Here is a 17,356-nt window from a genome sequence, read left to right as displayed (position 1 = left end):
CGATGCGAGGGTGACGGCTGCTTGGCAGGACTGGGCTGTCTTGTCGTACCTCGTCGCGATGCTGCACCACTGCTTCAAGCGGTTGGAGCAACGTTCCACGGCATTGCGGCGCTTGCAGACGTTGCGGTCGAAGGCCGGCGGGCGGCCTCCGAGGCTGCCTCGCCGGGCCCGGCCGGCGATCCGGCGCAGGCCACGAAGGTTGAGGAGTTCAAGACACAGGGCTACGCAGTTGAGCCCTGCGTCCACGACGCCTCCGGGAACACAGCCGTCGTCTCCTTCCCCACGCTGGACAAGCTCGTCGAGGAGGTTGAGGCACACGGCCACCCGGCCGACCTCGTGGAGTCGGCCGACGAGCACATGGACGAGTGGACCGGCGACAACTTCGACGAGGCGGCTGCGGTCCTCGACGCAAAGGTCGGCGCAGTCGTCTCCATGAGCGGCATGAACCCCGACGCTCAGGCCCGCTTCCGCCGCGAATTCCTCGCTCCCGTCCAAGACGGCATCGCAGGCGCCGGCAGGACGGCCGTCGAGACCGGCCAGGGCTGGGACAAGGCCGCAGGGCCTCTCCTGATCGTCCTCACCCCAGCCGCTTGATCGCCAACTGCACGATCTCTGAAACCATGCTGATTGTGAATCAGGTGCTTTTTTGGCCTGCCCGGCACACTTGACGCGCGCTTCTCCAGGGGTGAAGTTGGTGCAAGCTCATGCAACCCGCTCGACTGGTGAGGTCTCCTTGGCTCTACGGTTCATCGGTATCGATCCCGAGTCCAGCGGCGGCAACTGCCCCGCGGTCTGGGTGGACGACGCGACGCACGAGATCGTTATTCAGGGATGGCAGGCTGATGAGGCAACAAAGAAACGGACCCAGCAGGACAGCCCCCTGCTTGACACCGAGGGGGTAATCCGTGTGCCCGGCCGCATGGCCGAGATTCTGAGGAAGGCCCTTGATGACCTTGCAGGTTCCTAGCTTCGACGAGCTTCTCTCCTCCGCCCGGCACACCGCGCTCCACCTGGAGCTGCGCGACGTGTACGCGGTGGACGAAGAGGAAGAGGACGTGCGCCTGTGGCGCTCCGGGGAGTGGACCATCGACAGCAGCCGTCAGGCCCTGGCGGAGTGGATGAACCTCGTCGAGAGCGTCACGAAGCGCGGGGTCGCCGTGCGCCGAGCCCGGGTCGTATCCACGCCCGTCACGGACTACATCAAGTACGAGCACGCGCTCACGCCCCTGAACATCGAGGCAGGCGAAGAGGTCCGCTGGCTTCCCCGGCGCGAGGCCCTCGGCATCCCCCTTCCGGCGAACGACTTCTGGCTGATCGACGAGCGCGTTGTCCGCTTCAACCACTTCTCCGGAGACGGGCAGGCAGTTGAACCGGAGATGAGCGAGGACCCGGCGGTCGTCGCCCTGTGCGCGTCGGCGTTCGCCGCCGTATGGGACAGGGCCACACCCCACGAGGAGTTCCAGGTCTGACTCGCGCACGCACCGTATCGTCACGCCATGACCTCGCCCTCCTCCAGCGTCCAAGAGGCCCGCAAAGCCGTCGCAGACCGGCTCAGGCACATCCGTCAGGACGCTGGACTGACAGGTCGTGACCTGGCGTTCCGGTGCGGCTGGAGCCCCTCGAAGGCGTCCCGGATCGAGAACGCGAATACGCGCCCGTCCGACCAGGACATCCGCGAGTGGTGCCGGGCGTGCGGCGCCGAGGACGAGGCCGCCGACCTGATCTCGGCCTCGCGCACCGCGGATTCGATGTACCGCGAATGGCGCCACCTCCAGCGCACGGGCATGACCAGGAACCAGACCTCGGACATGCCGCTGTACCAGCGGACCCGGCACATGCGCGTGTACTGCTCGAACGTCGTGCCGGGCCTGCTCCAGACGCAGGGGTACGCCGAGGCTCTCCTGAGCACCATCGCGGACGTTTTCGAGACACCCAACGACGCCGCCGAGGCCGCCGCTGCCCGAGTCGAGCGCTCGAAGGTGCTGTACGACCCCTCGAAACGATTCGCCCTGATCGTCGAAGAGGACGTGCTGTACTTCCCCTTTGGCGACGCCGAGACAATGGCCGGGCAGCTCGGCTACCTGCTGACCGTGATGGCCCTGCCGAGCGTGTCCCTCGGCGTCATACCCCGCACGGCGCCCCGCCGTATGTGGACGCTCGAAGGCTTCCTCACGTTCGACACCACCCGGGTGCAGGTCGAGACGCTCTCAGCCAACATCATCATCACCCGCCCGAGTGAGATCGCGCTCTACCTTCGCGCGTTCGAACGCTTCTCGAAGATGGCCGTCTACGGGGCCAAGGCCCGTGCACTGATCCTGGAAGCCATGACCGCCCTCGGGTGAAAATCTGCAATCTCGTGCAATCTCATAGACCCCCAACTTGCCCCGTCCTTAGCGTCGTTCATCAGACGGATGACACGAAGGATTGGCGATCATGCGGCCGAAAAGTGCGCGAGAGAAGCTGTCCGAAGCCTTCGAGCGGTTCGGTGAGGACGGCAGGTTGAGAGTGCTCAAGGGCGACCCGTTCGGGACCCTCACGGAGAGCACCGACCCGCCTCCGGACTTCGACCCCGAGGGGGCGCGTTCCAAGCTGCACGAGAAGCTCGCAGAGGCCAACGCGCGCAGCCGGGGAGAGATCCTTTGAGCCAGCCGCGCGCAATCATCCGGCAGGAGAAGTGGTCGCTCGTACCCGACCGCGAGCCGGACGCGGAAGCCCTGACCTACAGGATGGAGTGCGCCGTCTGCCAGGAGCGGTCCGACACGAGCGAATCGTGGCAGGCCCCCCAGGTGTGGGCGTTGAAGCACTCCGGCCGTAACCCGTCGCACCATTCGTTCCGCGAGATCATCACGCGGCCGTGGCGGACCTTCATGCACAACCCCTGAAGCTCCCCGTCCGTCCATCGCCCCCGTGGCGGACGGGCGGGGTCAAGCCCCCCCACCCCCGGCCCTGGACGTCACAGGTCGGGCCGGGGGTGGGCTGCAAGTGCACCACGGCGCGGAGAACGCCTCTCCGCAACGCGGATACACCGGGGAGGAATACCCGATGAACGACAACCTCTACACCCTGCCCGTCGAGAACATCGAGACGACGAACTTCTGCGGCGGCCCCTGCACCGAGGGCTGCGTTGACGTCGCCGCCATCCCCGGCGCCGCCGACGCGTTCGTCGTCCGCGACTCCAAGCCGGAGGGCGACGGCCGGGAGCTGCGCTTCACCGCGGCCGAGCTGGACGACTTCGCCCTCGGCTGGGTGAAGTCGCGGGGCCTGACCGCCTGACCTGCTACACCTCTCATCCCTGGCGGGCCGTTCTCGCGAGTGCGGGGGCGGCCCGCTCCCCCACTCGGAAAGGCGCACATGAGCTGGACAGGGCACTTCCATGGGTTCGGCCCATGGGTCGGGTCTCCGGAGGCGTACCACAGGGAAGGCGACCGTCGCCCTCCCCATCCGGATCCCCCGGCGCCCCCGGCTACCGACGACGACAAGAAGGCCAGGGAGGCCCTGGCCCGTTACCGCGAGGTGGCCGCCGAGTTCCCTGTCTCCCCCCTGCCTCCGATGATGTCGGGCCACTGGCTCATGAAACGCGGACAGGCATCCCACGAACGCACGTGGACCGACGCGGCGGCGGCCGTGGACTGGCTGACAAAGCACTACCTCGACAATCCACCGGCCGGACACGGGGACGGGGCCCGACAGGGCCCCGAACTCGACCACAAGCGCACCTACGCACTGGATGTCCTGCCCGGCGGCGTCGATGTGAGCTGGGTGTACTACAACCAGGCGGGCAACATCGTCTCCATCACGTCGTGTGCTGCCCGAACATCCACCACCCTGACCTTGCGTGCCCGCTGGCACTGTAGCGGCTGCTACTTCGCCAGGACGAGCCCCGACTGAACGTCCTCTTCCCAAACGGCCTCAGCCGGGGCTTCGGCGATCCGGGCCGCGTCGGCAGGCACCTCGTCACTCATCCCCTTGTTTGCTTCGAGTGGATCAAGCCCCCTGGAAGGTAAAGCGTCCATGGCTCGTCGGCTTCGCTTCACCGGCACGGGCAGCGAGGTCGCGGCTGCCCCGCCCTGTACACGGACGAGGGAAGCGGCGAGATCATCGTTCAGGGAACGCCCGTCACCGCCCCGGAAGACCTCGCGCAGCTCAAGCACTTCGGGGCGGGTGCGCACCGGCAAGGGCGCGGGCGGGTCTCCTCCGCGAAGTCATGAACGCTTCGGGGAAAACGTCCACGACTTCACGAGGTGGAGCGGGAGGGATCCCGGTGAGCGGGCCGACGGTCAGGCGACAAGCGCGGGCGCCCCCGGACACCGTGGCCCCGAGCCATGACCAGCACCTCCCCTGGCGGTGGGTCACCCCCGCCAAGGACCAGTTCGAACCAGACGGTCTTCCCGCCCACCCCGAACAGAGACTCCCCGAGGCTGCATCCGCCCCAGTCATCGGCCAGCAGATCGAGGATCAGCAGGCCGCGCCCGCATTCCGCGTCCACGTTCTGCTGTGCCGGCGGCAGAGGGAACACCGGACAGGTGTCCATGACGCTGACCCGCAGCACGGGGTTCGTCCAGCGCAACCGCACGACGGCGGGGCCGAGGGAGTACCGGACGGCGTTGGTGGCCAGCTCGGAGGTGAGGAGTTCCGCGCGGTCGGTGAACTCCCCCAGTCCATGCGCGCCCAGCACGGCCTTGAGCGTCGTACGGGCGACGGCCGGCCCACGCGCGTCACGGGGGAAGTGCAGCTCGTACTCCCAGGGCTCGGTGAACGGAATGAGGGGCGGGGGCGGGACGAAGTGGTCGTTCAGATCGGCTGGTTCGGGGATCGGCTCGTGTTCCGGTTCCGCGTTCTTCACGCGGCACCTCCTTGTGCAGATGCGTGTTCCCGGCCGTGGCGCGACGTGTCACGGTCTCGGATCGTCGGAAGTGATCGACACGGATGTGCCGTACGACGCCGCCCGCGTCCCCGGTCACGTCACGGGTCCGGTCCCGCGTCGCCCGGCGGTGGCCTGCCGCCCGCGTTTTGTCCCGTCGGGCCCGGGACGGGAGTGGGACAGGCGGTGCGCTTCCTCCGGGAGGAACGCGGTGGCGTGGATCACACGCTAGCGCGCGCACTAAAACACGTGCTACCAGCTTCACTAAAACGTGTTTTACTTCCGTTTCCGGTGGACGCCGCTCCTGAGGATGGGCAAACTGTGCGCGCGAGCAAGGAGTTATCGATGGCACCACGGCACCACCCGAGCATCCGTCAGCGCCGATTCGGGGCCGAACTACGGCGGATGCGCGAAGCCGCCGGAATGACTGCGCCCATGGCCGCGACACGTCTCGGCGTGGACCGCACGATGATTTCGAACATCGAGTCGGGCCGGTTCGGTATCAGCGAGGAGCGGCTACGCCGGCTCGCGAGCATCTATGAGTGCAACGACCCCGGCCTGATCGACGCCCTGGCCGCGATGACCGGCGGACAGCCGAAAGGCTGGTGGGAGGAGTACCGAGGAAAGATCCCACCGGACTTCCTCGACGTGGCGGAACTGGAGTACCACGCCACCAGCATCAGAACCCTCCAGACCGCCCACATCCCGGGCATCTTCCAGACGGAGGATCACGCCCGGGCCCTCTTCGAGCTGTTCGTTCCCGCACTGCCTCGGCTGGAGGTGGAACTGCGGGTGGCACAGCGGATCGGTCGGCACAGTGTGATTGCGAACAGTCCGGGTGTGCCGTACGTGGGGTACGTTCACGAAGCAGCTCTACGCATGCGCATCGGAGGGCGACGCGTCGCCAAGGCACAACTGAACCGCCTGCTTGAGGAGAGCGAACGCGACAACGTCCGGCTGCTCGTCATCCCCTTCGCAGCAGAGGGCTTCCCCATGGCCGGGGACACGGTGATGTACGCGTCAGCACCGAACCCGCACCTGGACACCGTGCAGGTGGACTCGCCCATCGGCGCGGTCTTCTTCGACTCCCCCACTCATCTGGCCAACTTTCGAACACGTCTGGACTTGGTCGAACGGGTGGCGTTGAATCCGGAGGAATCGAGGGACTTCATCCTCGACATCATCGAAGATCTGTAAGAGGTGTCAACTTTGTCCGAGTTGAAGTGGTTCAAGTCCTCGTTCTCGGAGGCATCCGGCAACGCCTGCGTCGAAGTCGCGGTCCATGACGACACCCGGGTGGCAATACGTCATAGCGTCTATCCGGACCGGGGGTTCTCCGTCGGCCAAACAGCATTCGCCGCCTTCGTCAGCGCCATTCAGGACAACAAATTGATCGAAAAGACCGACTAAGTCATCGACTGTATGCGCAACTTGCCACTACTGCCGGTAAACATTTCTCCCGCCACCCTCTGCTGAACTGAGCGAAGCTTGTCACTTGCAGAGCATTTTCAGCGTGGCCACTGATCGGACGATGAGGTCGGCCCCCGCAACGCATGAGGCTCCCGTGCCGTTGAGAGTGGCATGGATGGATGAAGTCCTGGCGGATCTTCCGCAGGCCACGTGGCAATTCCAACCGCATGACGTCAATCGCCGCTCGGATGGATCCATGGTCGGCCACCCGGAAACTGAGCAGCACGGCTGACCTCCTGACACGTGCTGCCAACCGTTCGCCGTGCAGCTCAGCGATGTTCAGTGTGCCCCTCAGGCATTTCGTTGGGCGAGGGCGGTGGACGCTGATGTGCCGTTTCGGTGGGTGACCGGCGACGAGATCTACGGCCAGGACCCCGTACTACGCGGCTGGCTCGCCGAGAGACAGCTGAGCTACGTGCCGACCATCGGCTGCGGGCCTCGCGGGCAAAACGCCCGAACCATCTCCGCCATCCTGCCCAAGGACGCCTGGGAGATCCGCTCCGCCGGCAACAGCGCCCACGGCCTGCGCGAATACGCCTGGGTGATGGTCCCACTGACCGGCGACCATAGTGACTTCGAAAACGCCCTGCTGATCCGCCGATCGCTGGCCAGCAGCGAACGCGCCTACTACTGCAGCCGCAGTTGCTGTGACCGGCTGTGGGGCCGCTCGCTGAGCCGGGTATGGGTGGGGACGTCACGGTTGATGAGGTGCGTTGCTGGGCAGCCGGGTTGGATGCTCTGCATGCCCGGATCGGCCGGTATTTCCGCAGGTCGGAGCCACACCAACGGGCGAGAGAGTACCTGCGCGGGCTGCTCGCGCCGCTGGAGCGCGGGGACGGCTGGACACTGGCCGAGCAGGCCGGTGAAGTGTGCCCCGACGCCACTGGCCAACTATCGTTCTTTGTTGGACCTGATGGAGCGGACGGCACTCCCGCCGGACGCGTCCCAAGACCTCATCAGGTCCATCGCACGCGAACTCTGAGAGGGGCGGAGCGTTGACCACACTCGACTGGAAGCGCTCGTCGTTCTGCGGCGGAGGCGGCAACAACTGCGTGGAAATCGCCGTCAACGACGAGAACGACGAAGTAGCGATACGCAACAGCACCCGTCCGGAGCACGTCATCAGGACCAGCCGCGCCGCGTTCACCGCGCTCATCACTCAGCTGCGGACGAGCGCACTACGTTGACGGGTGCACGGTGATCACCGCAGGGATGCGATGGTCAGGCTGCGGACGAGGTGCTTCATTCGTTCAGGTCGAGGTTTCCCTCCTTGGCCTTCGTCTTGAAGATCAGCTGCGGGTCCGGCACCACCTCGGAAGACCCGCTTGGGCGTCACGATCGCCTTGGCCGGCGCATTGATGCCAGGAAACCTGACGACTCCCTCAACCGCGGCGTTCGGGTCGACTGCTGCCCGTCGCCCCGTGAGGCCCGCAATCCCTGTGACAGCGATCTGCTTGGTCAGTTCGTCGGCTGCCTCTGCGTACAGATCTGCCAAGGTGTCACAGCCCTTGTCGGCGGAGCACGTACCCAGCCCGATAAAGAAGGTAGGCGGTGCGGACGGGAAGGTCCTTGTCTGTGCCGCCCACGACAGGGGTGACCGACCACCCTGGTACCCAGTGAAGCCCTCAGTGCCTCAGGTGGGAGGCACTGAGGTTGACTCGCTGTGAGCCACTGAGAACACGGCAAAGCCCCGTACAGCCTCCCTTCGCTGGGAAACTGGTACGGGGCTTCTCACATTTCCTAGGGCCGTGCTTACGTGTCGTCCGCTGCCGCCAGCCGTTCGCCGCGCAGCTCAGCGATGTTCAGTGCGTCCTTCAGGCATTCCGCTGTCCGGCGCAGCATGTACCACGATTCGTCCGCCGTCAGTTGGGGCCCGTCGAGCACGGCGCGCACAATTCCCAGCACAACAGCCGCGGACTCGATCAAGTCGTTTTCGATCGCGTCACTCATGGCAGCGACCATCCCGCCCGGCTGACAGAAGCCGGTGCGCCCGTCCGCACTCAGCGGCATACGGCGAAGCTCCTTCATGCCGCGTACTCCGTTTCCGGGAAGTAGCACCCTGCCGCTGCCCTCAGTGATGCAGCCCGTCCTGCACGCTGCTGCTTCCGCATCTGTTCGCGTTCGTGGTGGAGCACGTACGGCCGGACGACTGGAAGCCCGTCGGCTTCGATTACGTCGGCTGGTCGCGGAGCCCTGAGCAGCGGCAGTGAACGGGAGACAGCACGGACCGGCTGTGTTCGCACGGATTCCGCCCGGTGCGTGCCATGGGGCGGCAGGAACCATGCGAGAAACGCGGCGATAAGGTTTCGCATAGCCGAAGCTCCATCCTTCGGTCAGCCCCAGGAGCCGGACCTCGCCCGTCCGCCCTGGGGTGCTTCGTTTGCAGCCCACACAATACTCGCAGTTATCCACGGTTATCTACGGATGCGCGGAAACCCATGGTCACCCAGGCTGAAACCATGGAGCTTGATCGCACGCGCCCGCTGTGGCGACAGATCGCCGCAGAGATCATCCGGCGGATTCAGAACGGAACCTATCCGCCGGGAAGCCGCGTGCCGTCCACGCTGGAGATCGCGCAAGAGTTCGGCGTCGTCAACGCCACGGCGGCGAAGGCCATGCGGTACGTGCGCGAGGAAGGGTGGACGCGCGGCGAAGTCGGGTTGGGAACATTCGTCGTCGATTCGCCGCCCGACAGCAACTAACCTCTGTTTCAGTCACGTTGGGAGGAGTCGGCTCAGGCCGCACGGGTACGGTCGATCAGCCGCCAAGGCGGTTGGTTCATCCGGGGCCGCTGCCGGCTGCTTCCCGGCGTCCGGGGCTCGGTCTCAGCGGGTGGAGCGGCCGTGCAGGACCAGGACCCAGACCAGGCAGCCGAACGCGCCGGTGGAGGTCACGGCGCGGACGATGTTCCAGGTGACCCAGCGGGACTCGAAGCGTGCCCGCACGGCGGCGAGGTCGGCGATACGGTCCGGGCTGCCGACGTCGGCCAGCTCGTTGTTGAGCGGGACGTTGACCGCGGCGGTGATGACGAACATCGTCAGATACAGCACCGACGCGGCGACGACGTACGCGAAGACCTTACGGTCGCCGTCGGTCCACTGCGTGACGGCGGCGAGCCCCAGTGCCACGAGCGCCCCCAGGAAGCACGTCATGAACCAGCCGTTGAGGATCGCCTGGTTGATCCGCTGCATCGCGGTGACGAACGTGTGGTCGTCGCTGCGGTGCAGGCCGGGCATGACGGAGTAGGCGAAGGCGGCGAACAGACCGGCCATCAGGCCCGTGGTCACGGTGGCCGCCAGTAAGGACGGGGTGGCAAGTGCTCTCACGTCATCTCCTCCCGTGGGTGACGGTGCTGACACCGGGCCACAATCGCGACCTATGGCCGACGGAAAGCCAGTGAGACGAACAGGCCGTCGGACAACGGGATGCCGATACCGACGACAACCGGACGTTCCCGGCGTCCGGTTCATCGCTTGCGCCGCAAAGCACGGCGGCCAGCTTGCCGCGCCGACGAACCGGATGTCCATGCCATTTCCGAACCCGCTCTTCGTCCGCCGGGCCGCGGACGCTTTCGGACTCAGCCGTCCGGTGCTTCGTCCTTGACGATCCCCAGGTGGACGAGCAGCCTCCATACGTCGGAGGACGGATCACGCTTGAGCGGATCGCAGTTCTCCGCGTGACCGCTGCGGCGGGTCCACTGCTCGTAGCTCTCAGTGTGCGGGCACAGGCTCACCAGCTTGCGGGCGTGGCGTACGGCCGTCTTCTCCCGCCCCAGGAGCGACTGGCAGCGTTGTTCGCCGAGGCCCTTGCCCCGGACGGCCACGGGAGCGCACGAGGACGCCCCGCCGGACGGCGGCGAGTACCGGCGGGGCTTTCTCATGTCCAGGGAGAGCGACGGAGCCCCCACGACGGCCTATGCGGGGGTGTAGCGGTGGTGGGGGCAGGTGCAGCGGCGCACCAGGAGGATTCCCGAGCTATGCGGTAACGGCACGTCCTTGGTCTGGCGGCACTGGCGATGCAGGTCCTTGTACTCCGGACGCTGGGCGAGTGCGCATTCAGCGGACATGGTCGAGGTGTCGGACGTGAGCATCAGAGGATGCCGCCGCTGCTCGCCGAGTTCAGAGCGCTGGTCCGCTCCTCCATGGCTTGGCGTCGCTCCTCGTCCGTGGCACGGCGGACGCAAGCGGGGTCGGCTTCCCACCCGCGCCCGCCGCCCACCGGTCGGAGCTGCATGTGCGAGCCTTCATGCCTCATGACGTAACCGAGCTTCTTGCTCTGGGAGTCGAAGACCAGCGCGCCGACCGGGTACCTCATTCGCGGCCCCCTTGCTGAAGTGCCTGGGCCAGACGAGCGGCCACGTCGGCGCGCACCCGCCCCAGCTCGATGGGCCGCAGTTGTGGTGATGCAGCGTCAACCGCGGGCGAAGGCAGGACGATCCCGACTCCGTTCAGTGCTGCTCTCAGGGGCTTCATCGCCGTAAACGGGGCGCTGTCTTGCTGTTCCTTGGTCGCCATGTACCGGACGCTAGAAGTCGGCAGGTGCTCGCCGATATGGTGTTTTCTCGAATTTGCTCGACCACCCGTTGAGATTGCTCACGTTTTCTCCTGCACCCCGGCTGACCCCGTAGAACCGAGCCTGGCCACCGGCCCATGCTGTTGGATCAAGAGCCGCCGAAGGGAGAGCGTCCATGGCTCGTCAGCTTCGCTTCACCGGCACAGACAGCAAGGTCGATGGCTGCCTCGCCCTGCACACGGACGAGGAAACCGGCGAGATCATCGTGCAAGGCACGCCCGTCACCGACCCGGAAGACCTCGCACAGCTCAAGCACTTCGGACCGGGCGAAGCGGCGGTGGCCGTGCCCCGCGAACTGCTCGTGAACTGGGGACCGAAGGAGATGGAGCGGGTGCCGGAACTCGTCGACAGGGCCACCTTCCGACGACTGTTCGAGACCTTCAAGCACACCGCCTGGCGGCTGGAGACCCGACGCGGCTACGCGTCCGACCGCGAGGACCCGGACTTCCAGGCGTTCTTGGCCACCGGCTCCGCGCCCTGCGACTTCAGCGACCCCTGGTTCGTCAACATCAAGGCCCAGACCGAGGCAGGCAAGCGTGTCGGCCGGGTCCGGATCGCCGACCGCCCGATGACCACCGAGCAGCGGTTCCTGCTCGACTACGCCCGGCACAACGCGGCGGTCGGCGAGGACATCCGCTACCTGTGGCGCGAGGACGCGGCCGACCTGCCCGCCGAAGACTTCTGGATCTTCGACTCACGCTTGGTCGCGCTGCTGCACTTCGATGACGCCGACAACATCACTGGCATTGAGCTGATCACCGAACCGGCCGAGGTCGTTCGGTACTGCATGGTGCGTGACGCGGCGATGCACCACGCGGTGCCGTACGACCAGTTCGCCACGACCGAATGACGCATGACCGGTGAGCACTGACTACCAGCAAGCAAGGGTGGCCCTGGGGGCGCGGCTGCGCGAACTCCGGTTCACCTGCCCTGGTGGTCGGCTCACCGGTCAGCAGCTCGCACAGCGGCTCGGCTGGCCCGGCTCCAAGGTCAGCAAGCTGGAGAACGGCAAGCAGACAGCCACCCCCGAGGACCTGAGGGCGTGGGCCGACGCGACGGAACAGCCGGACGTGTACCCCGAGCTTGCCGCCCGGCTGGCGGGCTTCGAGTCCCACATCAGGTCATGGCGTCGCGCGCTGGCGAACGGCTTCAAACCGCTGCACGAGGGCTTGAGTACCGAGATCGACCGCACCTCGGAAATGTGGGTCTGGGAAGAGTCCGTGATCCCCGGTCTGCTGCAGATCCCCGAGTACGCGCGCCACGTCATCCAGCGCTATTCCGAGCTGCTCGGCGGAGCCGGCGACGTTGAGGCCGCTGTGCGCTCCCGGGTGCAGCGGCAGGAGTGGCTGTACCGGCCCGGCCACAAGCTGCACGTCCTGACGTGGGAAGCCGCCTTGCGGTCGCTGATCTGCCCGCCCTCCGTGCTGGCCGCCCAGCTCGACCGCCTTACCGGGATGCTCGGCATGGACACGGTCGAGCTCGGCATCATCCCGTTCACGGCCTCCGTCAAGATCGTGCCCGCCAACGGCTTCTGGATCCTGGATGACCGCCTGGTGGTCGCCGAGGACTGGCACGCCGAGATGTGGTTGGACGACGCCGACAACATCGCCTTGTACTCGAAAGTCTGGCGCACCCTGCGCGAGTCGGCCGTCTACGGGGCCGACGCCCACAACGTCATCAATGCCGCTCGCCGTGCGCTGAACCCGCGTTGAGGCGCGTTATTGATCAGAAACTCATGGGGTTCACCCGTCGAGTGTGCAGTGGACGTGTGGGCCGCCGAAGTATCCGCGCACGACGTGGGGTCGGCGGTGTCGGCGGTGGAAGAACCTGCGGGTTTCGGCGGCGGATTCGGCCTGGTTTCCGGCCCGGTGGGCGAGCAACGGTGGCCTCGCGGCTGGTTACGGCTCTGGCGGTCCTGTTACCTCCTGCTCACGCGTCGCCCGCAGTTCCTCTTCGACGCGTGCGATCTGCCGTGCGATCTCGCCGCTGGTCAGTCGTGGGACACCGCCGTAGTGGCCGTGCAGATAGCGGCGTTCGAGGTTGTCGTCCCGGCGGGCCTTCCGGGCCGCCGTGATCGGATGGAGCCGGGACTCGCCGGTGGCCTCCTTGAGGGCGATCCACACCTGGTCGCGGTCCAGTGGACGCTCCGCCACGGAGGGGCCCAGCAGGGTCGCGTCGTGCGTGGTGAAGATCAGTTGGGCGGTGCGCGGGTTGGCCTCGTGGGCCTGGAAGAGGCGGATGACCTCTGCGGCAAGGATCGGATGGAGGCTGGAGTCGAGTTCGTCGACGAGAAGTACCCCGCCCTGGTCCAGGACGTGGAGGAGGGGGCCCAGGAACGCGAACCAGGCATGGGTGCCCAGGGACTCCTGATCCCAGAAGTCGAGGGGACGGGAGGTGCCGTCGGCCGTGCGGTGCAGAAGCTGCACCTCACCGCTTTCGGGATCCAGCGTCACCCCCGTGATCCCCAGGTCCGCGGCGGCCAGCAGGGCTCCCAGGCGTTCCCGCAGGCCGGCACCGGCCTTGCGGTCGGTGAGCTTCTTGCGCGTCCACTCGGTCCGGGCGGGGACGTCCGCGCCCGGTGTCACGAGCCACAGGTTGTCGACGAACCAGCGGTGGACCGCCGAGAGGGCGGGGTGGTTGAGCGTGGCACCGACCGTGAGGAACAGGGCGTCCGGACGTGTCGAGGAGACGATCAGGTCCTTGTGGCCCTTCAGCCCGCTGCCGGGAAAACGGAACTCGCCGCCCTCGTCCTGCGGACGGTCCGCCTCACGGTCGAACCACACCTGACGCCTCCCGGACGGGTAGGCGTGCAGCCACTCGGCCTCCACGCGCTCGTCGGACAGCTCGAAGCCGTAGGTGTACCGGACGCGTTGTCTGCCGAGCAGGAGGTCGACCTCGAAGAAACTGGTCTCCTCCCGCGCCTCCGGGGCGAGTGCGAACGGCTCCCTGGGAACCCCGGCCCTCCTGCCCCAGTCCGCGAAGGAGTCCAGCACCGCCGTCCGCATGAAGCGCAGGGCGTGCAGCACGTTGCTCTTGCCCGAGGCGTTGGCCCCGAAGATCCCGACCGCCGGCAGCACGGAGACCGGCCTGCCCTCGGAGCGGACGCCGGTCTCATGGGCGGTGCCCTCATTGAGCTCGGTCGCCACCAGAGAGAGTTCGGTCTCCTCTCGGATGGACCTGTGGTTGGCCACCCGGAAACTGAGCAGCACGGCCGCCCTCCTGACGAGGCGGGTACCTGGTTCGCCGCCTCACGCCGATATGTGCGGGTAATCCGCACGAGAGAGCCTAAAACAGCTCCCCGAGGTGTGCCAGAGCTTCTCACCCACGCCGACCGATGTCCCGGCCACGCCCTGATCTATGGTGGGCACGGCCCGGAAGGAGGAGCGGGGATGCGTGGAAGGCGGCACGGCGCCATGGGTCTCGACGAACTCTCCGTACGACGCGTATAGGCCCGCGCACCGCGTCCGCGTGCTTCTGTCGGCCCCTACCACCGCGCAACCGCGCGATCGGAGAGTTTTCTGTGCCTTCCTCCCCCTCTTCCTCCTCTTCCTCGGCCCCCGCGCGCTCCTCGTCGTCCTCGGCTTCCTCTCTTCCCGCCCGCCGTCGCCGTCTGGTGCTGATCACCGCGGTGAGCGGCGCGGCGGCCGTTCTCGCCTCGACCGTCGCTCTCACCGGCGCTCCCGGCAGCTCCGGTGCCAAGGAGACGCCGACCGCCTCCTCCGCCGCCACCCCCGACGAACGGGAGGCCTCGCTGCTCGCCCTGGCGCGCCGGAAGGCCGACGACCCGCTGGCCAAGGGGCGGGCCGACGCCCCCGTCGTGATGATCACCTACGCGGACTTCCGGTGCTCCTACTGCGCCCGGTTCGCCCGCGAGACCGAACCCCACCTCGTCCGCGAGTACGTGAACAAGGGCATCCTGCGCATCGAGTGGCGCAACTTCCCCTTGCTCGGCGCCGCGTCGGAACGGGCCGCGCGGGCCGCCTGGGCCGCCGGACAGCAGGGCAGGTTCTGGCAATTCCACGACGTGGTGTACAAGAAGTCGGACCAGAGCGACCAGGACCGGTTCTCCGCCGAGCGTCTGCGGGACATGGCCCGGGAGGCGGGCGTCGCCGATCTCAACCGCTTCAGCGCCGACATGGAGTCGAAGGCCGCCGGTGAGGCCGTGCGCAGGGACCAGGAGGAGGGGCACACCCTGGGGGTGTCCAGTACGCCCGCCTTTCTCGTCAACACCACGCCGCTCCTGGGCGCCCAGCCGCTGACCGCCTTCGCCGTCGCCATCGACAGGGCGGCCGAGGAAGCCGGGGGAACCGGAAAAGCGGCACGATAGCGAGCTCACCGCCGTCACCGCGTTCTCGGCGGACTGCTCGCTCTGCTCGGCCCCGGCAGCGCGCTGCTGCTGCCGGTGTTCTTCGCGTACTCCTTCACGACGCGTACGCGCCTGCTGCTGCACACCGCCGTCTTCCACGCCGGGCTGTGCGTGACGCTGGTGCCGCTCGGGGTGGCCGGCGCGGTCGTGCGGACGCGTCAGCCCGCCGTGGCCCCGGCCTTCGCCCGGACCGTGGACGCGATGGTCGCCGAGCCCACCACACGCGTGCCGTCGTACAGGACGATCGCCTGGCCGGGGGCCACTCCGCGGACCGGGGTGGCGAAGGTGACCCGGAGCTCGTCGCCGACCAGCTCCGCGGTGACCTCCGTCTCCTCGCCGTGAGCGCGCAGCTGGGCCGTGTAGGTGCCGGGACCGGACGGGGGCGTGCCGCACCAGCGGGGCCTGATGCCGGTGAGAGCGGTGACGTCGAGGGAGGAGGCGGGGCCGACCGTGACGGTGTTGGTCACCGGGGAGATGTCCAGGACGTAGCGCGGCTTGCCGTCGGGGGCCGGGGTGCCGATGCGCAGGCCCTTGCGCTGACCGATGGTGAAGCCGTACGCGCCCTCGTGGGTGCCGACGACCTTGCCCGTCTCGTCGACGATGTTGCCCTCGGCCTTGCCCAGACGGCGGGCGAGGAAGCCCCGGGTGTCGCCGTCGGCGATGAAGCAGATGTCGTGCGAGTCGGGCTTCTTGGCGACGGCGAGACCGCGGCGCTCGGCCTCCGCGCGGATCTCCTCCTTGGTGGTGACCGTGTCGCCCAGGGGGAACATCGCGTGCGCGAGTTGCTTCTCGTCCAGGACACCGAGGACGTACGACTGGTCCTTGGCCAGGTCGGAGGCGCGGTGCAGCTCGCGGGTGCCGTCCTCGCGCACGACCACCTTGGCGTAGTGACCGGTGCAGACGGCGTCGAAGCCGAGGGCGAGCGCCTTGTCCAGCAGCGCGGCGAACTTGATCTTCTCGTTGCAGCGCAGGCACGGGTTCGGGGTGCGGCCGGCCTGGTACTCGGCGACGAAGTTCTCCACCACGTCCTCGCGGAAACGCTCGGCGAGGTCCCAGACGTAGAACGGGATGCCGATGACGTCCGCGGCGCGGCGGGCGTCGCGCGAGTCCTCGATGGTGCAGCAGCCCCGCGCGCCCGTGCGGAAGGACTGCGGGTTCGCGGAGAGCGCGAGGTGGACGCCGGTGACGTCGTGGCCGGCCTCCACGGCACGCGCGGCGGCGACGGCGGAGTCGACTCCGCCCGACATGGCGGCGAGGACGCGAAGGCGGCGGGTGCGCCGCGGGGTGTCAGTCATAGCCCTTCCAGGGTACGGGGGTGCGGGAACCGGGGCCGCCGGACAACCGTTGAAGATCGCATGCGGGCGAAAAAACAGGAGACGAACCGGCGTCTGGGGCGGAGGGCACTGATCATCGGTGCGGCGGCGGTGGTCGTGGGAGGCGGGATCGCCCTGGAACGCGACCGGGTGTCCCGGCTGTGGTGGCGAATGCCTGGTGCGCAGAAACCACGGGTGGAAGGCGCGGTGGACTTCGCGGGCGCCCGGTGGATCAACGCCTCCTCGGCGAACTACCGGCGGGCGGACCGCCCGTACGACTACGGAATAGACCGGGTCGTCATCCATGTCACCCAGGGCAGCTACGCGAGCGCGGTGAAGGTCTTCCAGGACCCGGGGCACGGGGCCGCCGCGCACTACATCGTCCGCAAGAACGGGCGCATCACCCAGATGATCCGCGAGCTGGACGTGGCCTTCCACGCGGGCAACCGGGAGTACAACGAGCGGAGCATCGGCATCGAGCACGAGGGATTCGTCGACGACGCCTCGTCCTTCACGGACGCGATGTACGCCGCCTCGGCGCGGCTGACGGCCCGGATCTGCGCACGGTACGAGATCCCCGTCGACCGGAAGCACATCATTGGCCATGTGGAGGTGCCGGGCACCGACCACACGGACCCGGGACCGCACTGGGACTGGGACCGGTACATACGGATGGTCCGCGAGGCGGATGCCAAGCGGACCTGAACCTGAGACCCGAACCTGAAAAAGCTGCACACGGACGTGAGCGGGGCAAGGACCTTGTGCTCCCCGACT

24 protein-coding genes and 3 pseudogenes are annotated in these 17,356 nt (G+C 67.5%); 18 read left to right on the top strand and 9 right to left on the bottom strand.

The window, feature by feature from the left end; genetic code table 11:
• Window positions 1–21: 21 nt before the first annotated feature.
• The 8 genes and pseudogenes from ABD224_RS29445 to ABD224_RS29440 all read left to right on the top strand — a co-directional run.
• The gene (locus ABD224_RS29445; RefSeq protein WP_425580976.1) at window positions 22–594 is read left to right on the top strand and encodes a hypothetical protein; all 573 of its coding nucleotides are present in this window, start codon (window positions 22–24) and stop codon (window positions 592–594) included.
• A 353-nt stretch (window positions 595–947) separates the two neighbouring features.
• The gene (locus ABD224_RS13935) at window positions 948–1,469 is read left to right on the top strand and encodes a DUF6879 family protein (protein ID WP_344049845.1); all 522 of its coding nucleotides are present in this window, start codon (window positions 948–950) and stop codon (window positions 1,467–1,469) included.
• A 27-nt stretch (window positions 1,470–1,496) separates the two neighbouring features.
• Window positions 1,497–2,342, top strand: a complete 846-nt coding sequence (locus tag ABD224_RS13930; RefSeq protein ID WP_344049844.1) for a helix-turn-helix domain-containing protein — start codon at window positions 1,497–1,499, stop codon at window positions 2,340–2,342.
• 91 nt (window positions 2,343–2,433) lie between these two features.
• Window positions 2,434–2,643, top strand: coding sequence for a hypothetical protein (locus ABD224_RS13925; RefSeq protein ID WP_067397549.1), 210 nt, complete (start codon window positions 2,434–2,436; stop codon window positions 2,641–2,643).
• A complete protein-coding gene (locus ABD224_RS13920) occupies window positions 2,640–2,882 on the top strand; it encodes a DUF7848 domain-containing protein (protein ID WP_344049843.1) in 243 nt (80 codons plus the stop codon). The genes ABD224_RS13925 and ABD224_RS13920 overlap by 4 nt, the downstream gene beginning before the upstream one ends.
• 160 nt (window positions 2,883–3,042) lie before the next feature.
• A complete protein-coding gene (locus ABD224_RS13915) occupies window positions 3,043–3,273 on the top strand; it encodes a DUF397 domain-containing protein (RefSeq protein ID WP_344049842.1) in 231 nt (76 codons plus the stop codon).
• 78 nt (window positions 3,274–3,351) lie between these two features.
• Window positions 3,352–3,888, top strand: coding sequence for a hypothetical protein (locus tag ABD224_RS13910; RefSeq protein ID WP_344049841.1), 537 nt, complete (start codon window positions 3,352–3,354; stop codon window positions 3,886–3,888).
• A 123-nt stretch (window positions 3,889–4,011) separates the two neighbouring features.
• Window positions 4,012–4,163: pseudogene (locus ABD224_RS29440) on the top strand (DUF6879 family protein); the annotation flags it as partial.
• A 71-nt stretch (window positions 4,164–4,234) separates the two neighbouring features.
• Here ABD224_RS29440 and ABD224_RS13900 read toward each other — a convergent pair.
• A complete protein-coding gene (locus ABD224_RS13900; RefSeq protein WP_344049840.1) occupies window positions 4,235–4,843 on the bottom strand; it encodes an ATP-binding protein in 609 nt (202 codons plus the stop codon).
• 363 nt (window positions 4,844–5,206) lie between these two features.
• Between ABD224_RS13900 and ABD224_RS13895 the strand changes: the two genes are divergently transcribed.
• From ABD224_RS13895 to ABD224_RS13880, 4 genes and pseudogenes are all read left to right on the top strand, one after another.
• Entirely contained in the window at window positions 5,207–6,058 is an 852-nt protein-coding gene (locus ABD224_RS13895; protein WP_344049878.1) for a helix-turn-helix domain-containing protein, read from the top strand.
• Between the two features lie 12 nt (window positions 6,059–6,070).
• Entirely contained in the window at window positions 6,071–6,271 is a 201-nt protein-coding gene (locus tag ABD224_RS13890) for a DUF397 domain-containing protein (RefSeq protein ID WP_385882236.1), read from the top strand.
• A 741-nt stretch (window positions 6,272–7,012) separates the two neighbouring features.
• Window positions 7,013–7,225: pseudogene (locus ABD224_RS13885) on the top strand (IS701 family transposase); the annotation flags it as partial.
• 101 nt (window positions 7,226–7,326) lie between these two features.
• Window positions 7,327–7,518, top strand: a complete 192-nt coding sequence (locus tag ABD224_RS13880) for a DUF397 domain-containing protein (RefSeq protein ID WP_344049838.1) — start codon at window positions 7,327–7,329, stop codon at window positions 7,516–7,518.
• A gap of 565 nt (window positions 7,519–8,083) precedes the next feature.
• Here the strand turns inward: ABD224_RS13880 and ABD224_RS13875 are convergent.
• Entirely contained in the window at window positions 8,084–8,359 is a 276-nt protein-coding gene (locus ABD224_RS13875) for a hypothetical protein (protein WP_344049837.1), read from the bottom strand.
• Window positions 8,360–8,769: 410 nt separating this feature from the next.
• Between ABD224_RS13875 and ABD224_RS13870 the strand changes: the two genes are divergently transcribed.
• Window positions 8,770–9,033, top strand: coding sequence for a GntR family transcriptional regulator (locus ABD224_RS13870; protein WP_344049835.1), 264 nt, complete (start codon window positions 8,770–8,772; stop codon window positions 9,031–9,033).
• Between the two features lie 123 nt (window positions 9,034–9,156).
• Here ABD224_RS13870 and ABD224_RS13865 read toward each other — a convergent pair whose 3' ends face one another.
• The 5 genes from ABD224_RS13865 to ABD224_RS13845 all read right to left on the bottom strand — a co-directional run bounded on the left by ABD224_RS13865 (window position 9,157) and on the right by ABD224_RS13845 (window position 10,845).
• A complete protein-coding gene (locus tag ABD224_RS13865; RefSeq protein WP_425580977.1) occupies window positions 9,157–9,603 on the bottom strand; it encodes an anthrone oxygenase family protein in 447 nt (148 codons plus the stop codon).
• A gap of 305 nt (window positions 9,604–9,908) precedes the next feature.
• Window positions 9,909–10,211 carry a hypothetical protein gene (locus ABD224_RS13860; protein WP_344049833.1) on the bottom strand — a complete coding sequence of 101 codons (303 nt, stop codon included), beginning with the start codon at window positions 10,209–10,211 and terminating at the stop codon, window positions 9,909–9,911.
• A 33-nt stretch (window positions 10,212–10,244) separates the two neighbouring features.
• A complete protein-coding gene (locus ABD224_RS13855) occupies window positions 10,245–10,421 on the bottom strand; it encodes a hypothetical protein (RefSeq protein WP_344049832.1) in 177 nt (58 codons plus the stop codon).
• Window positions 10,421–10,645, bottom strand: a complete 225-nt coding sequence (locus ABD224_RS13850; RefSeq protein ID WP_344049831.1) for a hypothetical protein — start codon at window positions 10,643–10,645, stop codon at window positions 10,421–10,423. The genes ABD224_RS13855 and ABD224_RS13850 overlap by 1 nt, the downstream gene beginning before the upstream one ends.
• The gene (locus ABD224_RS13845) at window positions 10,642–10,845 is read right to left on the bottom strand and encodes a hypothetical protein (RefSeq protein ID WP_344049830.1); all 204 of its coding nucleotides are present in this window, start codon (window positions 10,843–10,845) and stop codon (window positions 10,642–10,644) included. Before ABD224_RS13845 ends, ABD224_RS13850 begins: the two co-directional genes overlap by 4 nt.
• A 173-nt stretch (window positions 10,846–11,018) precedes the next feature.
• On the opposite strand from ABD224_RS13845, the gene ABD224_RS13840 reads away from it, so the two are divergent.
• Together ABD224_RS13840 and ABD224_RS13835 are read left to right on the top strand one after the other, a co-directional pair.
• Complete coding sequence (locus ABD224_RS13840) at window positions 11,019–11,753, top strand: DUF6879 family protein (protein WP_344049829.1); 735 nt, start codon at window positions 11,019–11,021, stop codon at window positions 11,751–11,753.
• Window positions 11,754–11,763: 10 nt separating this feature from the next.
• On the top strand, window positions 11,764–12,615 hold the full coding sequence (locus ABD224_RS13835) for a helix-turn-helix domain-containing protein (RefSeq protein WP_344049828.1): 852 nt from the start codon (window positions 11,764–11,766) through the stop codon (window positions 12,613–12,615).
• Between the two features lie 186 nt (window positions 12,616–12,801).
• On the opposite strand, the gene ABD224_RS13830 is transcribed toward ABD224_RS13835, so the two are convergent.
• Complete coding sequence (locus tag ABD224_RS13830; RefSeq protein ID WP_344049827.1) at window positions 12,802–14,112, bottom strand: AAA family ATPase; 1,311 nt, start codon at window positions 14,110–14,112, stop codon at window positions 12,802–12,804.
• 404 nt (window positions 14,113–14,516) lie between these two features.
• Between ABD224_RS13830 and ABD224_RS13825 the strand changes: the two genes are divergently transcribed.
• Window positions 14,517–15,230, top strand: a complete 714-nt coding sequence (locus ABD224_RS13825) for a DsbA family protein (RefSeq protein WP_344049826.1) — start codon at window positions 14,517–14,519, stop codon at window positions 15,228–15,230.
• Between the two features lie 33 nt (window positions 15,231–15,263).
• Window positions 15,264–15,413 (top strand): annotated as a pseudogene (locus ABD224_RS13820) (cytochrome c biogenesis protein CcdA); the annotation flags it as partial.
• A gap of 14 nt (window positions 15,414–15,427) precedes the next feature.
• On the opposite strand, the gene mnmA reads toward ABD224_RS13820, so the two are convergent.
• The gene (mnmA, locus tag ABD224_RS13815) at window positions 15,428–16,564 is read right to left on the bottom strand and encodes a tRNA 2-thiouridine(34) synthase MnmA (protein WP_344049825.1); all 1,137 of its coding nucleotides are present in this window, start codon (window positions 16,562–16,564) and stop codon (window positions 15,428–15,430) included.
• A 60-nt stretch (window positions 16,565–16,624) separates the two neighbouring features.
• Here mnmA and ABD224_RS13810 point away from each other — a divergent pair, with 60 nt between their 5' ends.
• Window positions 16,625–17,287 carry an N-acetylmuramoyl-L-alanine amidase gene (locus tag ABD224_RS13810; RefSeq protein WP_344049824.1) on the top strand — a complete coding sequence of 221 codons (663 nt, stop codon included), beginning with the start codon at window positions 16,625–16,627 and terminating at the stop codon, window positions 17,285–17,287.
• Window positions 17,288–17,356: the final 69 nt, after the last annotated feature.

The organism is Streptomyces thermoalcalitolerans (genome assembly GCF_039525155.1).
GTDB classification, from domain to species: Bacteria; Actinomycetota; Actinomycetes; order Streptomycetales; family Streptomycetaceae; genus Streptomyces; species Streptomyces thermovulgaris.
Note: the sequence above shows the minus strand (reverse complement) of the source record. Positions and strands in the feature narration are given on the sequence as shown.

Coding starts and splice junctions, on each gene's coding strand:
- ABD224_RS13935 (WP_344049845.1), top strand. CDS start 948: ATGACCTTGCAGGTTCCTAGCTTCGACGAGCTTCTCTCCTCCGCCCGG.
- ABD224_RS13930 (WP_344049844.1), top strand. CDS start 1,497: ATGACCTCGCCCTCCTCCAGCGTCCAAGAGGCCCGCAAAGCCGTCGCA.
- ABD224_RS13925 (WP_067397549.1), top strand. CDS start 2,434: ATGCGGCCGAAAAGTGCGCGAGAGAAGCTGTCCGAAGCCTTCGAGCGG.
- ABD224_RS13915 (WP_344049842.1), top strand. CDS start 3,043: ATGAACGACAACCTCTACACCCTGCCCGTCGAGAACATCGAGACGACG.
- ABD224_RS13910 (WP_344049841.1), top strand. CDS start 3,352: ATGAGCTGGACAGGGCACTTCCATGGGTTCGGCCCATGGGTCGGGTCT.
- ABD224_RS13895 (WP_344049878.1), top strand. CDS start 5,207: ATGGCACCACGGCACCACCCGAGCATCCGTCAGCGCCGATTCGGGGCC.
- ABD224_RS13875 (WP_344049837.1), bottom strand. CDS start 8,359: ATGAAGGAGCTTCGCCGTATGCCGCTGAGTGCGGACGGGCGCACCGGC.
- ABD224_RS13870 (WP_344049835.1), top strand. CDS start 8,770: ATGGTCACCCAGGCTGAAACCATGGAGCTTGATCGCACGCGCCCGCTG.
- ABD224_RS13865 (WP_425580977.1), bottom strand. CDS start 9,603: ATGGCCGGTCTGTTCGCCGCCTTCGCCTACTCCGTCATGCCCGGCCTG.
- ABD224_RS13860 (WP_344049833.1), bottom strand. CDS start 10,211: ATGAGAAAGCCCCGCCGGTACTCGCCGCCGTCCGGCGGGGCGTCCTCG.
- ABD224_RS13855 (WP_344049832.1), bottom strand. CDS start 10,421: ATGCTCACGTCCGACACCTCGACCATGTCCGCTGAATGCGCACTCGCC.
- ABD224_RS13850 (WP_344049831.1), bottom strand. CDS start 10,645: ATGAGGTACCCGGTCGGCGCGCTGGTCTTCGACTCCCAGAGCAAGAAG.
- ABD224_RS13845 (WP_344049830.1), bottom strand. CDS start 10,845: ATGGCGACCAAGGAACAGCAAGACAGCGCCCCGTTTACGGCGATGAAG.
- ABD224_RS13840 (WP_344049829.1), top strand. CDS start 11,019: ATGGCTCGTCAGCTTCGCTTCACCGGCACAGACAGCAAGGTCGATGGC.
- mnmA (WP_344049825.1), bottom strand. CDS start 16,564: ATGACTGACACCCCGCGGCGCACCCGCCGCCTTCGCGTCCTCGCCGCC.
- ABD224_RS13810 (WP_344049824.1), top strand. CDS start 16,625: ATGCGGGCGAAAAAACAGGAGACGAACCGGCGTCTGGGGCGGAGGGCA.